Annotated in this window: 18 protein-coding genes; 15 read left to right on the top strand and 3 right to left on the bottom strand. The window is 53.3% G+C overall.

The features are described 5' to 3' along the window. Positions 1-81: 81 nt before the first annotated feature. Complete coding sequence (locus tag M4D81_RS34860) at positions 82-171, bottom strand: putative holin-like toxin (RefSeq protein WP_397376768.1); 90 nt, start codon at positions 169-171, stop codon at positions 82-84. Positions 172-285: 114 nt separating this feature from the next. Here M4D81_RS34860 and M4D81_RS21155 point away from each other — a divergent pair, with 114 nt between their 5' ends. After that, positions 286-1,017, top strand: coding sequence for a hypothetical protein (locus M4D81_RS21155; protein WP_260067977.1), 732 nt, complete (start codon positions 286-288; stop codon positions 1,015-1,017). 183 nt (positions 1,018-1,200) lie between these two features. Here M4D81_RS21155 and M4D81_RS21150 read toward each other — a convergent pair whose 3' ends face one another. Together M4D81_RS21150 and M4D81_RS21145 are read right to left on the bottom strand one after the other, a co-directional pair. Then, positions 1,201-1,626, bottom strand: a complete 426-nt coding sequence (locus tag M4D81_RS21150; protein ID WP_260067976.1) for an ImmA/IrrE family metallo-endopeptidase — start codon at positions 1,624-1,626, stop codon at positions 1,201-1,203. Positions 1,627-1,697: 71 nt separating this feature from the next. Continuing rightward, positions 1,698-2,117 (bottom strand): helix-turn-helix domain-containing protein, encoded by a 420-nt coding sequence (locus M4D81_RS21145; protein ID WP_260067975.1) that lies wholly within the window; start codon positions 2,115-2,117, stop codon positions 1,698-1,700. 297 nt (positions 2,118-2,414) lie between these two features. Between M4D81_RS21145 and M4D81_RS21140 the strand changes: the two genes are divergently transcribed. The 14 genes from M4D81_RS21140 to M4D81_RS21075 all read left to right on the top strand — a co-directional run bounded on the left by M4D81_RS21140 (position 2,415) and on the right by M4D81_RS21075 (position 13,105). Continuing rightward, positions 2,415-2,891 carry an ArpU family phage packaging/lysis transcriptional regulator gene (locus tag M4D81_RS21140; protein WP_071222447.1) on the top strand — a complete coding sequence of 159 codons (477 nt, stop codon included), beginning with the start codon at positions 2,415-2,417 and terminating at the stop codon, positions 2,889-2,891. Between the two features lie 461 nt (positions 2,892-3,352). After that, the gene (locus tag M4D81_RS21135; protein ID WP_260067974.1) at positions 3,353-4,192 is read left to right on the top strand and encodes a hypothetical protein; all 840 of its coding nucleotides are present in this window, start codon (positions 3,353-3,355) and stop codon (positions 4,190-4,192) included. 10 nt (positions 4,193-4,202) lie between these two features. Continuing rightward, the gene (locus tag M4D81_RS21130) at positions 4,203-4,412 is read left to right on the top strand and encodes a YqzN/YkzM domain-containing protein (RefSeq protein ID WP_071222449.1); all 210 of its coding nucleotides are present in this window, start codon (positions 4,203-4,205) and stop codon (positions 4,410-4,412) included. 2 nt (positions 4,413-4,414) lie between these two features. Beyond that, complete coding sequence (locus M4D81_RS21125) at positions 4,415-5,881, top strand: phage tail sheath family protein (RefSeq protein WP_260067973.1); 1,467 nt, start codon at positions 4,415-4,417, stop codon at positions 5,879-5,881. Positions 5,882-5,976: 95 nt separating this feature from the next. Next, positions 5,977-6,384, top strand: a complete 408-nt coding sequence (locus tag M4D81_RS21120; RefSeq protein ID WP_006212545.1) for a phage tail tube protein — start codon at positions 5,977-5,979, stop codon at positions 6,382-6,384. 131 nt (positions 6,385-6,515) lie between these two features. After that, the gene (locus M4D81_RS21115; RefSeq protein ID WP_071222452.1) at positions 6,516-6,950 is read left to right on the top strand and encodes a phage tail assembly chaperone; all 435 of its coding nucleotides are present in this window, start codon (positions 6,516-6,518) and stop codon (positions 6,948-6,950) included. A 23-nt stretch (positions 6,951-6,973) separates the two neighbouring features. Further along, positions 6,974-7,108 (top strand): hypothetical protein, encoded by a 135-nt coding sequence (locus M4D81_RS21110; protein WP_015737373.1) that lies wholly within the window; start codon positions 6,974-6,976, stop codon positions 7,106-7,108. 17 nt (positions 7,109-7,125) lie between these two features. Further along, a complete protein-coding gene (locus tag M4D81_RS21105; RefSeq protein WP_260067972.1) occupies positions 7,126-8,874 on the top strand; it encodes a hypothetical protein in 1,749 nt (582 codons plus the stop codon). Positions 8,875-8,940: 66 nt separating this feature from the next. Next, a complete protein-coding gene (locus M4D81_RS21100; protein ID WP_260067971.1) occupies positions 8,941-9,585 on the top strand; it encodes a LysM peptidoglycan-binding domain-containing protein in 645 nt (214 codons plus the stop codon). Continuing rightward, positions 9,582-10,559, top strand: coding sequence for an XkdQ/YqbQ family protein (locus tag M4D81_RS21095; RefSeq protein WP_260067970.1), 978 nt, complete (start codon positions 9,582-9,584; stop codon positions 10,557-10,559). The genes M4D81_RS21100 and M4D81_RS21095 overlap by 4 nt, the downstream gene beginning before the upstream one ends. Next, complete coding sequence (locus tag M4D81_RS21090; protein WP_260067969.1) at positions 10,552-10,941, top strand: hypothetical protein; 390 nt, start codon at positions 10,552-10,554, stop codon at positions 10,939-10,941. The genes M4D81_RS21095 and M4D81_RS21090 overlap by 8 nt, the downstream gene beginning before the upstream one ends. Continuing rightward, a complete protein-coding gene (locus tag M4D81_RS21085) occupies positions 10,934-11,392 on the top strand; it encodes a DUF2634 domain-containing protein (RefSeq protein WP_260067968.1) in 459 nt (152 codons plus the stop codon). The genes M4D81_RS21090 and M4D81_RS21085 overlap by 8 nt, the downstream gene beginning before the upstream one ends. Beyond that, on the top strand, positions 11,392-12,546 hold the full coding sequence (locus tag M4D81_RS21080) for a baseplate J/gp47 family protein (protein ID WP_260067967.1): 1,155 nt from the start codon (positions 11,392-11,394) through the stop codon (positions 12,544-12,546). The genes M4D81_RS21085 and M4D81_RS21080 overlap by 1 nt, the downstream gene beginning before the upstream one ends. Then, a complete protein-coding gene (locus tag M4D81_RS21075) occupies positions 12,539-13,105 on the top strand; it encodes a YmfQ family protein (RefSeq protein WP_260067966.1) in 567 nt (188 codons plus the stop codon). Before M4D81_RS21080 ends, M4D81_RS21075 begins: the two co-directional genes overlap by 8 nt.

Raw genomic sequence — 13,105 nt, 5'->3', positions numbered from 1 at the left:
AAGTTTTCAGCGAAGCTGAACTCATTCGATAATCGCAAGAAAAACGTCCTCTAAACGCGGTCTGTCTTCTGTGAATGTACGTCATAGACGGTTTTTCTTATGGAACGAAAGTATGAACACCACCAGCGTCGCGAACGAAATCATTAGCGTCAATGTTTGGTATACCTCCATGGCATCACCTCCCAAGCCGGAACCGGATTTTGAGATAGGGTCAAGGGATGTTAATCTGTATGTGGAATCATTAGAAACTACTTAGGCTTTAGCCGGATGAAAGGAATCATTCGAATGGAATATATCTATGAATCAGCCCAGCGCAGCTACGAGGATTTCGCCAGCGGCCGGGTTCTGTATAATGCGCAGGGAACGACTTCGTTTCCTGTCAGACTAGCCAGCGAGATTGCCCAGCGGTGCTTTCAACTATTGGAGAAAAAAGGGGTACAGGGGCCGTATACCTTGTTCGATCCCTGCTGCGGCGGGGCGTATCTGTTAACGGTGGTTGGGCTGCTGCACGGGCAGCGCATTCATCGCGTCATCGGCTCTGACATTAACGCAGAGGTGCTCGGAATAGCCGCGAAAAACCTGTCGTTGCTCCGCGAGGAGGGGCTGGAACAACGCACCGAACAGTTGAAAGAGCTGTTGGCGTTGTATCATAAGCCGTCGCACCAGGATGCGCTACAAAGCGCTGGCCGATTGAGGGAGCTGTTAAGGTCGTCGCGTTTGGAAGAGATGGTTTGTTTTCAAGCTGATATAACCCAACCAGAGGAAAGCTTGGCCTCCTGCAAGGGAACCCATATCGTCATGACCGATCTCCCTTATGGTGACCTGGTTAGCTGGGGCGGCGGAAGCGATGAGCCGGTGAAGGATTTCTTTAACGGCATTCATTCCATCCTGGATCCTGGCCGCTCCGTGGTTGCCGTCATATCCGACAAAGGGCAAAAATTAAAGCATGACCGGTTTCAAAGGATTCAGCATATGAAGGTGGGCAAACGACAGGTAGCCATCTTTGAACCGATTTGAACGGAGTAAAACGGACGGAATATAGAAGAGACCTGCTGCCGTCCTTAGCTGCTAACCTCTTATCCAAGGGAGGCGTCGCTTCCACAACAACCCGCTTTTGACGTCATGTCAAGAGCGGGTTGTTTTTTTGTTCGTAGGAGGGCCATCTGGAATCCTTCACTCAAATAAGGAACATATGTTCGTTTAAAATCTAAAAAAATATAGCATTTCTTGTGGAATGCCAGCTCGTAGATAGAACTCGTGTAAGGACTCACCCGGTCCGGGAGCCAAACCCGCCGTCAAAAGGGCAATGGCAAAACGGTTCGCTTGCCGCTCCAGTTTGCCCGGACTGAAATAGGAATGCTCCTCCAGAAAAAAGCGGCTGATACCCTTATGGAGCCGGTCATGCCCGAGCTCATGCGCGCATACGAAGCGCTGCCATGCCGGCGGCAGCTGATTGTGGATGACGATGAATCTCCGCCTCAGCTTACGGAAATACAGCCCTTTGGTCGTTTGGCCTAAATCTGCGAATCGAATATGTATGCCCAAGGAAGTCGCGATTTCAAAAGGGCAGTTGGTATGATGTTTTTTGATCAGCTGACGGATTAAGGGTTGTAAATGATCATCCATGCCGGTTCACCTGCAATATTGGGATTGGTTGAATCGTTGTAATCGGTATGTATCTCCTTATCCATGTAGATTTATTTCTTGCGTTTGTTCATTTGCTTGGCTTCCCAGAACAGTCCGCTCAGAACGTCCTTGATGCGCTGCTTGTCCTCCTCGTTCAGCGGGACGCCGTCAAACATGAGCTCACCGTCATCCTCAAGCATTTTCTTGAAATCCCGTTTATCCCTGGAGGTTGCCCAAGCGGGAGCCGAGATGTTCTCGTGCTTGGCAGCATCCTGCTGCAGATAACCTGCTTTATTCATCAGCTCTTCATAGGGAACTTCGAGTGCCTCTGCCATTTTGCGAAGTGTTTGCGGCTTGGGGATGCCCCTCAGCCCATTCTCGATCCGGGAGATTTGTGATCCGCTGATATCGGCGGCTTGGGCCAGCTGATTGATGCTCCAGCCTTTGTTCTCCCTCATCTCTTTCAAGTATGATCCAAATATGTGATCCACGTTCCGGCCACTCCTCACCATAGTCCATCTGAAACATCTACTTATAGTATAAACACATCCCCTACCTTTGCCAACAGGTAAAACAAAAGAGAGTATTATTGCCAAAAGGCAAGAATATGAAAGGTACGCTCCAAAATCTTTTGAATAGTTCACCCTTTTGAAGGTTTACGTGGGTCTCCAAATAGTGGTATATTAATGAAAAATACGAACAAAATGCGAACACTTAAGGTGAGACTAACTTCTGCCAAATGGCAAAGCAAACCTCGACAATGACAATCAAAAGGGAGTGTTTTTCGAATGAATCCATTTTTACCGGAATTGGATCGCAGAAAGACCCAAAGTGCTGTTGAAGCGATATTCGAGAAATATCGTATCTATAAAACCATTACATTCGAAGTCAGGGAGGCGAGCGTCACGGCATCCTACACGGAACGATTTCATGGACCGACCAACGTCACCTCGGACCAAACGGCATCGGTTGCCATATATAATGTAGATATGCCTGCGGCCAGGAAGCAGTATTGCGAGATCATCGAGTCAATCGTGGAACGGCTTGGCGAGAGGGAACAGACTTTGATTCGGGAACGTTATATGAAGCAGGACGACGTATTCGATTACAAGGTGTACAACCATATCCTCGAACCGCCGGTCAGCAAGGATACGTATACCAAGATCCGCACCCGGGCCTTCTATAAACTGGCGCTGGCTTTAGCAGACAGGGGGCTGCTGAAGCTGCAAGAGTTGGACAAGTCCGCAAAGAGTAAAATGAACTGATAATGCCGAGATGGATAATTAAACCGAGCCTAAACCGGAGGACCTCAATGAGGCCCTCCGGTTTTTTCTATTTCAAGTTGAAGATACCGCACCATGAGGCAGAACCTAAAGTGAAACGAGGAAACAGCAATAAATGAGAACATAGGTTCGTACTATTTTCCGCCAACATTCCACTTTTAGTTCCGCATTATCCGTCCCATAAGACGTCAGCGCATCCGATTTAGGGGTGTAAGATTGTATTATCGGAAATGAAGTTAAACGAGCATACCGAACACACACAGTGTAGATGTGAGCCGGCCTTATGAAGGACCGGTTTTTTGCTGCGGCCTTAGGCTTCGATTGCTTCATTTTCGATTCTCTATATATAAAGGAAAGGAGGGGGCCGTGTTGCGCAAGCATGTGAGCGCCGCAAGAAGCTGGCTATCCCATAACCGACCGGAAGCCACCCGGCCATCTGCGGAATGAGAGGGGCGATCAAGCAGGCCGCTCTAGATATCGTACCTGAGCTTGAAGGCCGAATATATGACGTACATCCGCCGGATGGGGTTAGCGAGCCTTTTTATGGCGTCATGACGCTCGGAGAGGACGTTTGGAAATCCTCATGGGCAGGATACCGGCAGGTGGTGCGATTGAAGCTGTATGCGGATCGTTCCGAATTGCATCAGTTGGATCGCTGGGTGGAGCGTCTAATCCCGGGACTACATCGCAAGCGGGTGATCGGAGCAGATGGGAAAGCATTCAAGCTTCATTATTTGGGTGTGCCGGAAGCCGACAAGTTCGATTCTGTTTCAGGCAAAATGATCCGGATCATGCGATTCGGCGTCTATGTGCCTCAGGCATCCGGGGCCGGTTCGACCGGACAACCCGACGAGTGGCTGCATACCTTGACAGCTTGGACAGGAGAAGTACTGGGTGATCCTTGGAGAATCTATCATTCGGCATGGCCGGCAGGACGGGAAGATCACGCCGTATTATGGCGGATGACGGGCTGCGAGACCAAGATGGCGGGAGCTTCGATGTTCGAGGTTCGCAAAATCTTTACCGGGCATATTGCCGCCCTTGATTCCGCGGACGAGCAGCTCACGGCTGCAAGGCTGGTGGAGGAGCTTGGTACCCAGGTCCAGCTGATGCTGGATTTACAGAATCGCCGCTATTTATCCGTTGCGGAGATTTCCTCCGATATGCAGGCCGATCCCATTCTGGACGGGCAGCTGAAGCTGACTCTGGTGCACCGGAAGATGCGTTCACCTGAGGAAGCTGCATTGATCAGGCGCATTAACGTACATCCAATTTTAAAGTGAGGTGGTCACAATGGCTGTAAAAAAAACACTCAAGACAGAAGCCCGCAGTATCAGCGCTCCGCGATATGCGCTAGATGAACTCGTAACACACGCCAAGGAACTGTTCGAGGTTCGGGCGGAAGTGCTCGCGGGTGCCATGTATGGGGCAGACGGAGAGCTGTTCACGGTAACCGAAGTCAAAGAAAGAATCCAACAATTTATGAAAGCGAAGGTGGACTAATCATGGCAGGTGGAACATGGGAAAGCACAAATAAACCGGTACTTCCGGGTTTGTATATGAATTTCAAGGCGGCCGCCGCGTCGGCTATCCAAGGCGGATCCCGCGGTACGGTTGTCGTGCCGGTTAAAGCCAACTGGGGGCCGGTGCGCGAGTTCGTGGAAATCGGCAGCGAGTTCGCGATTTCCGAGCTGTATTCCGCGGATAGCCAGGATGGAGCTACGGCTTACGAAACGCTCTATTTGGCCTTGCTTGGCGGGCCGAAGAAACTGCTGGCTTATCGCCTGGCAGATAACACCGCGGCAGCGGCTAGCGTAACGCTGCAAAATGCGGAAGCTACGCCTTCGGACGTGCTGAAGCTGCAGGCGAAATATCCGGGCAGTCGTGGCAACGGCTTCTCCGTAACCGTGCAGCCATCGCTGATCGACCCGACTGCACGCGAGCTTCGCCTCTATGAAGGCGCCAAGCTGCTTGGAACCTATACAAGCCTGGATGGCACAGCAGCCTCGATTGCGGCGCAGATCAATGAAGACGATGAGAATCTCTGGGTAACGGCTACCGCACTGGAGGCGACCGGCGTACCTGCCGATGTGAACGGAGCTGTGCTGTCCGGAGGCAAGAGCGGCAACGGCGACCTGACGAATGCAGATTATATCGAAATGCAGGATGCGGTCGAAGGCCAGGAATTCAACGTACTTGCCCTGGATTATGCTGCAGATATGGCTTTGCTGCAGAGCTTTGCGGCCTGGGTGAAGCGTCTTCGACAAGAAGGACGCGGCGTGATGGCCGTATTCGGCGGAAGCGCTGCGGACGATACCTCCAAGGATGCAGCCAAACTGGCGGCGGCCCGTTCGCTTGCATTGAACCATGAAGGGATTATCAATGTAGGTACGGGCGTGCGTCTGTCCGGCGTGAACTACAGTTCTGCCCTGACGGCTGCTTATGTTGCCGGGCTTATTGCGGGTCAACGCTTGAATCAATCCGCTACATATGCGGTAACGCCATTCGAGGATGTGACCCGCCGCTGGACGCGTTCCGAGCAGGAGCAGGCCGTACGCAATGGCGTATTCGTGCTTTTCTACGACGGACGCCAGGTGAAGGCGCTGCGCGGCATCAACACGTTGGTGAATCCGGCTGAAGGCCAAAACAATGCCTGGAAAAAAATCCGTTCCATCCGCGTGATGGACGCGATCCATGCGGATTTGCAGCTGGCTGCAGAGCAGACTTACATCGGCAAAGTGAACAATACGGAGGAAGGCCGTCTGGCGCTGATCGGTGCCGTAAAGGAATATCTCGCTTCGTTGTCGCTGAGCAATGTCATCGAGCCGGACGGTTATGACGTCATTCTCGATCCAGCGTACTATGGCGATTCTGCCGTGAACACGCCGGAGCCGGATCAGGTCTTCCTGCAGTGGAACGTGAAGCTGACCGATGTGATGGAGCAGTTGTTCGGTACATTTTACGTGCAATAACGAGTACGGCAATCAGCGCATTTAAGATGAGACGGACTGCCCGAAGAGGGCTTTTTTTAAGAAAAAACTGAAAAGAAATCGAGGAGGAATTTAACATGTTGGATGCTTCAAGAGTCATTATGGGGACATACGGCCAGGCGTACATTGACGGGGTTTGGCAGACACACATTAACAAGCTGGAAGCCAGCGTGGAATTGGAGAAACGCGAGCTGAAGCTGGTCGGCAACGACTGGACGGTACACAAAAACGGCAGCAAAAAAGGAACCGGCACGATGACTGGTTACAAGGTTACTTCCGATATGATCTCCCGCGGCTTCACCAAATTCGATATCATCTCCAAGCTGGATGATCCCGAATCCTACGGCCATGAGCGCGTTCGTCTGATCCGCTGCATGCCGGACAAAATCCAGCTGGCCAACTGGACAGCCGGTGAAGAAGTGCAGGAGGAAACTTCATTTACCTTTGAGGGATACGAGCTGTTGGATCCGATTCAGGGGGATTAAGGCTGTTTGCCTTAAGCACGTCTTGAAAGCGGTCAATAAGCGGGGCTTCGCCCGGCATGGTGTGCCTGATTCGGGCGAACGTCGCCCGCTGAGCTGTGGGTTACTATTTTATGAGTAAAGGAGATATACGCATGAGCTTGCATGAGAACATGAGCGAAGAGCAAATTTTGGACAGTCTGTTTGAGGCAGCCGAGAAGCTGCCGGAGGAAACGGTACGCATTAAGCGCTTGGATATGAAGATGGTGCTGCAGGGTTTGACTTCGAGCAAGGTCGACAGCATCCGCGAGCGCTGTACCGTTCGCCGTACGATAAAGGGTGCGGTGGATGAGAAGGTGGATACGGAGACGTTTAATGCATTGCTAATTTCCGAGGCCACGAGCAGTCTGTCGGTGAAGGGTTTGACGCTTAGCGGCTGGGGCGATCCGCGGATTACAAGCCGCTTGAAGCTGTCGGGCGGAGAGCAGGCGGTTCGCCGCATGCTGCTGGCCGGAGAGCTGGATGCCGTAGGCGATAAAGTGCTGGAGCTGTCCGGCTTCGGAGTTGAGATTGCTGACCTAAAAAACTGATCGGCTCCGGGGGAATGACGACGATGCTGTATCATCTGTGGGTCCGGCATCACCTTCGTCCCGGAGATTTTTGGAGGCTCCCGCGAGGTGAGCGCCTGCTGCTGCTCGCTTTCTCCCAGGAGGAGATCGAGGGCATGGCCGGTCAGAGTTTGAAGTGAACAGGAGGTGAAACGAAATGGCCGAAGCCATGAACTATCGCATGAATCTGGTCATCGATCCGAAAAACGTGATCAAGGCCAACCGCGAGCTGCGGGCGATGGAGCGTTATTTTGAGCGGATCCAGGGACGCGTCATGCGCATCGGGCGTACCCGCATGGCGCCAGAAATCGTGCTGAAGGACAGCGCCTCGAAGGGGCTGGACAACTTGCTTGCCAAAATGCAGCGGGTGAAGTCGCAAGTCATCCAAGCTTCAGCGAATGTGAAGCTGAATGTGCAGAAGCAGATTGAGGCGAGCGTTCAGGTGGATTTGCGGGCGGCAGGGCTTGATTTTTCTCCGTTGACCGATGCGTTGACGGCGAATACGACGGCGGTGGATAAGCTTACGGCTGCGCTTGGGTCGCTTCAGCTTGGAGGCGGCGGGAGTAGTAAAAAGTCTGGTTGGGATACGGCTCTAGGCATTTTAGGCGGTGTTATCACCGTGGGTGCCACCATGAAAAATGGAGGCCAACTATATGGTAAAGGAACAAAGATGCGCGAAGCATGGGGTAAAGATCAACCTGCCCCTGAACCTTCACCTAGGGCGGCGCCTAGGCCCAATGGGGTCAGAAGGGGGGGCGGCCGTGGATCCAATTCCAGTCAAAGCACGGCGGCTGCTCCCAAGTCGGAACCAGACAATAAGCCTTTAACGAAGTGGGGCAAGGCGTTTAACAAAGCAGAAACAGCGGGAGATTTTATAGAAACTTTAGGCAACACGGGGAAGGGAGCTGTACAAATACTCAAGGGTGCCATGGATATGACCAAGGGGATGTTTGGTGGTGGCGGTGCCAGCGGCATCGTATCCGGAGGCTCGGCGAGCGCTGCCAAGTCCGGTGCAGGGTCAGATGCAGTAAAACAGGCAGCTGACGGTAGCGCTGGAGCTAGTGCAGCAAAAAATGCCGGCAAAAGCGGCCTAGGCTCCGGCTTGCTGAAGGGGCTTGGCAAACGGGCCCTCGGCCCGCTAGGATATATAGCCGATGCGACCGCAATCGCTACCGCTAAACCGGGAAAAGAACGAAACCAAGCCATAGGCTCCACCGTCGGCGGAGGTATCGGAAGCACGATCGGCGGCATCGTTGGCTCCGTGATCCCAGTTGCAGGTACGATGATCGGCTCAACGCTCGGCGGCACCGTAGGAAGCTTTATTGGCGAGAAGGTTGGCGGCGCAATTTCCGGTATTGGTGACAAGTTCAAAGAAGGTAAGGAGAAGGTATCGAAGTGGTTCTCCAATACGTTTTCCTTCGGGAAAAAGGACAAGGAAGCTGCTCAACCGAAGGATGTTCCGAAGGCACCACCCCCTAGTGCGGCTGCCCTTCCGGCTCCCATCATTCCGAAACCAGGGCCGGCTGATTTCAGCAAGCCGCTGCTGCCGAATCCAGCATTGAACCCGACATACGGCCCGTATGTGCCGCCTAGCCATTCTTCAAGCAGTGGATCTTTTGGTCCACCAGCGAGTGCAGCACAAAACCAAGCTTTTGCAGGGAAGCCAACCTCCCCGCAATCTGTTCAGATCAGCCCGGAGCAGATGAGCACGATATCCGGCTTGCTGATGGATTTCAAAACGGAGACAACCGTGAATTACAATCTTCCTCCAGGCGCGGTGCAGGTAACGGTGCATGAGGAACACCCAATCGATGTAGAAGGATTGATCCTTCTGATCGGTCAGCGGCTGAGAGCCGAATTCAGCAAAGCGGCGCAGAACCGGAAGCCGACTCCGATGGCCTATTGAAGATGATGGTTAACAGCAGGCATGAAGTCGGTCCGAAGGCATCCATACAGAAAGGAGGGGGCCAAGGTGGAGTTTCTTTTGAAGAACGGAAAAGGCATGACATTCCTGTTCCCGGTCAACCCCGAAGAGGTGACCATTTCACGCCAAAAGGGACTGGAAACGGCTACGATTCTCAACTTTGGGGAATTTGATTTTCCGCAAGGTAATCGGATCAAGGAGATATCGTTCTCTTCATTTTTTCCACAAGAGTATGATGCAGCTTATTGCAAAGGCGATGAGGAAGATCATATTAAACCGCAAACCGCGATGAATAAACTTAACGAGTTTTTGGCGTATAAAACGCCGCTGCAATTCGTCATTACCAAGACGACGGTGAACGTGCCGGTGTATGTCGCTTCCCATCAGTCCACGTTTCGTGGGGGGGAGATCGGGGATGTGTATTTTGACATCACGCTTCGGACATGGAGTGAAATGAAGGTGGCCAAAACGGCTGGCAGCAGCGGGGCATCTGGAACGAATAAAAAGCCCCGGGCCGACATGAAGGAAAAGAACAAGACGTACACCGTGAAGTCAGGGGACTCACTCTCCAAAATCGCCAAGCTTGAGCTCGGGGACAGCTCGAAATGGAACCAGATCTACAAGCTGAATCAGAAGATGATCGGTAAAGATCCGAACGCCATTAAGCCTGGCCAAAAGCTGGTGCTGTCATGAGTTACAAGGTGATTTTGCAGGATCAATACGATTTATCTCCCTTGGTGGAAGCGATCAGTCTACGGGATTCGCTTGAACAAGTCGCTTATCAGGGCACCGTCAATCTGGTCGTAACGCCGGATATGCCGCCGATCTCGCCGGGAATGGCGATCCGGATCAGCGGAATTCCATACGGTAAAAAAGATTACGTCCCTCTGCTGCACCCGGCTGTCGTGTGGGAAGTGGAAACCTCCAACAATGGGGTGAAGCGGATGACCCTCACGCTGTACGATCGGACGGTATATCTCGACAAGTCGGAGGATGAATATCTGTTCCCGGCCAAGCAGACCGCCACCCAGCGGTTTAAAAAGTATGCGGCGGATTGGAATTTGAAAATTGCGGTTTTGCCCGATACCGAGAAGCAGCTGGGGCGTTCCGTTTACCGGACGCAGTCGATATACGCGAGCATGTTCGCTGATCTGCGGGAGACAGCCAAAGCCGGCGGCAAGCTGTATCATCCGCGGATGATCTCTTCAGGGCTTGAGCTGTATGAGTTGGGAACGAACAAAGAGGTCTACATCCTCGAGGCTATCACGGATACTACGCAATCGCGGACGTTGGAGGGTGCGGCAACCAAGGTCAAGGTGCTGGCGACAGCGGCAAGCGAGACAGGAAAAGAGGTTCCTTCCAAGGTGATGGCCATCGAGGAGAAGGATATCGCCAAATACGGTCAGCTCCAGGCTATTATTCAGGATGATGAGGTGAAGTCGCCTGCGGCTGCCCGCCAGCTGGCCCGGAGCAAACTAAGGGGGATTCGGGAGACGATCTCCCTCAATGCACCCGATATCAATACGATCCGCGCCGGAGATGCGATCATGCTGGGCTCGATGAAGCTGCTCGTGATTTCCGTCAGCCGTGAGCTCGGAAGTCCAGGGAGCATGATGCTGGAGCTGGGGAGTTATGACGATGTAAAAAGGAGGTTTTACCTTGAATAAAGACCCCTATGGACAATTGGCGTCCTCCTTATACGCCTCAATGAACAAGCAAACCCGTCAAGCCATGGGCGGCGTAGGGGCCGTGCTCGGCACGATAACCTCGACGGGACTCAAGCTGGATGATTTCAAGCATGAGCTGCAGGACTATATGGTAGCGGAGCTGCCGGGAATGCTGTCCTTGCCCCGTTATACGGCAAAGGGCACTGTGACTTTGGGGGGGCAGCAGCAGAATATGATGTTTGATGCCGAAGAGAACGAAGTTGAAGATACCCTTTTTGAATTGGGAAAAGGTCTGAAACCGGGAGACCGCGTGCTCGCCGTTCGGGTCAATAGCGGCAATGACGTGGTGGTTGTATGCAAGGTGGTGAGCAGTGGTGGCTAATTTATTTCCGGAAGGCGATGACATGATCTGGACGGATGCGACCGATCTGGAGGTACTGGAAGGAGACGGGGCTGTTTTTGGACGGAGCTGGCGGTATGATTTTGAAGCTGGCGAGTTCGTGATGTCCCCGACCCGGAAGATTCCGGTTGTGGACGAGAAGGAGGCTTGGGTCATCTGGTGCGAAAAAGCAATTCGCACGCCGCGTTACCGTCATTTGATCTATACGCGCGATTACGGCAGCGAGCTGGAGGAGCTGGTCGGCAAAGGCTATGACCGATCTCTGCAAGAGAGCGAGATTCAGCGCATGGTCACCGAGACGCTGCTGGCGGACGCGCGGACAGAGAGTGTGGATCAATTCCTTTTTGCCTGGGAAGGGGAAGCTTGCCGTTTCAGCTGCCGCATTACGAGCGTTCGGGATGAGACGGAAATTATAGAAAGCGTGGTGATCTGATGGCAGATTTGCCGTTGTATTTGTTGGATCAGACGGAAGAGAACATTATGAACCGCATGCTGAACAAAGTGCCTTCAGACATCGACAAGTCGGAGGGCTCTTTTATTTGGGATGCGCAGGCGCCGGTCGCGTTTATGCTCTCCGAGGCTGCCTTGTGGGCACAGGAACTGCTGCGTCGAGGCTTTGCAAGCACCGTGGCAAGCGATCATCCGGATATTCGGTCAGCTGAACTCGATCTGAGGACGGCAGAGCATGGGATTACCCGGAGGGAAGCGGTCGCTTCGTCCGGCAGCGTTCTTTTTACGGGGAAGCCGGGGACAACGGTGCCCGCCGGAACCTATGTCGCTACGCCAGCCGATGAGGGCTCCGGGGAATCCTCCGTGGAGTATGTGACTACATCAGGCGTTATGCTGAGTGATTTGGGTACCGGCACGGCGTCGATCCGAGCAGTCATGCCGGGCAGTAGCGGCAATGTTCCTGCAGGCGTCATTCAGCTTATGATGACGTCGGTCAGCGGTGTAACATCGGTTACGAATCCGGAACCCACGCGGAGCGGGACGGATACCGAAAGTGATCAGTCGCTCCTGGAGCGTTTTTACGCCAAAGTCCGGAGTCAGGGAACGAGCGGCAACAAAGCGCAGTACATGCAGTGGGCCAATGAGATTGCGGGTGTTGGCGGCGTGGAAGTGGCGCCGTTGTGGAAAGGACCCGGTACCGTCGGACTGTATCTCATAGATACGGACAAGCGTGCGGCAAGCCAGGATATCGTGGATGCCGTTCAGCAGCACATTGACCCGTCCCAGGATGGACAGGGTGAAGGCGTTGCCCCGGCCGGTCCGGTTATCACGGTGATGCCCGCGGCGGAAGTTCCGATTGATATCTCCGTCAAAGTGCAGCGTACGCAGGAGCAGCCCTCGACGATGGACGAAATCCGGAAGCTGATCGAGGATGGCGTTCGCACGTATTTACAGCAGATCGCTTTTAACCGGAAGGATCCTTTGGTGAGATATACGCGGATAGCCGCCGTACTGCTGGATATTCCGATTATCGTCGACTACTCGGATTTGACGATTAACGGCCATACCGAGCAGCAAAATATCGAAATTGGTTCTGGTCAGGTAGCGGTGCTGGGGACGGTGAGCGTAAGTGAATAATACCCGAATGAACAGCTTGCGGGGTCGCGAGCTGTTTTCTTATCTTCCGGCCTATTACGAGACCTCTCGCGTCATGCAATCCGATATGGATGCCAAGGGCAGCGAGCTGGACGCGCTTTACCAAGCGCTGAATTCGGCCGCAGACCAGTTTTTCGTCCGTACAGCAACCTGGGGCCTGGAACGCTGGGAGATGGAGCTTGGCATTCCAACCGACCGGAACAAGCCGATCGAGCAGCGGCGGGCGGTATTGGAGTCCAAGCTGCGCGGAGCGGGAACTTTCTCCGGGGCTCTCGTGAAGAATGTGGCTGAAGCTTACGATGGCGGTACGGTCGAGGTTTCTTTTCAGCCCGAGGAATGGGGCTTTACGGTTAAATTCGTCGATACGCTCGGCATCCCGCCGAATCTGGAGGACTTGAAGTCCGCGATCGAGGAGATCAAGCCAGCGCATCTGGTAGTGTCGTATGCGTTCAACTACTTGCTCATACGCGATATTCATGACGTGATGACTTTGGGCGAGCTGGGGCAGACGCCGTTAAACAAATTTGCAGGAGGTGTTTGA

This window comes from Paenibacillus sp. p3-SID867 (assembly GCF_025142895.1).
GTDB lineage: Bacteria > Bacillota > Bacilli > Paenibacillales > Paenibacillaceae > Paenibacillus_AQ.
This window is presented reverse-complemented; position numbering and strand designations above follow the sequence as displayed.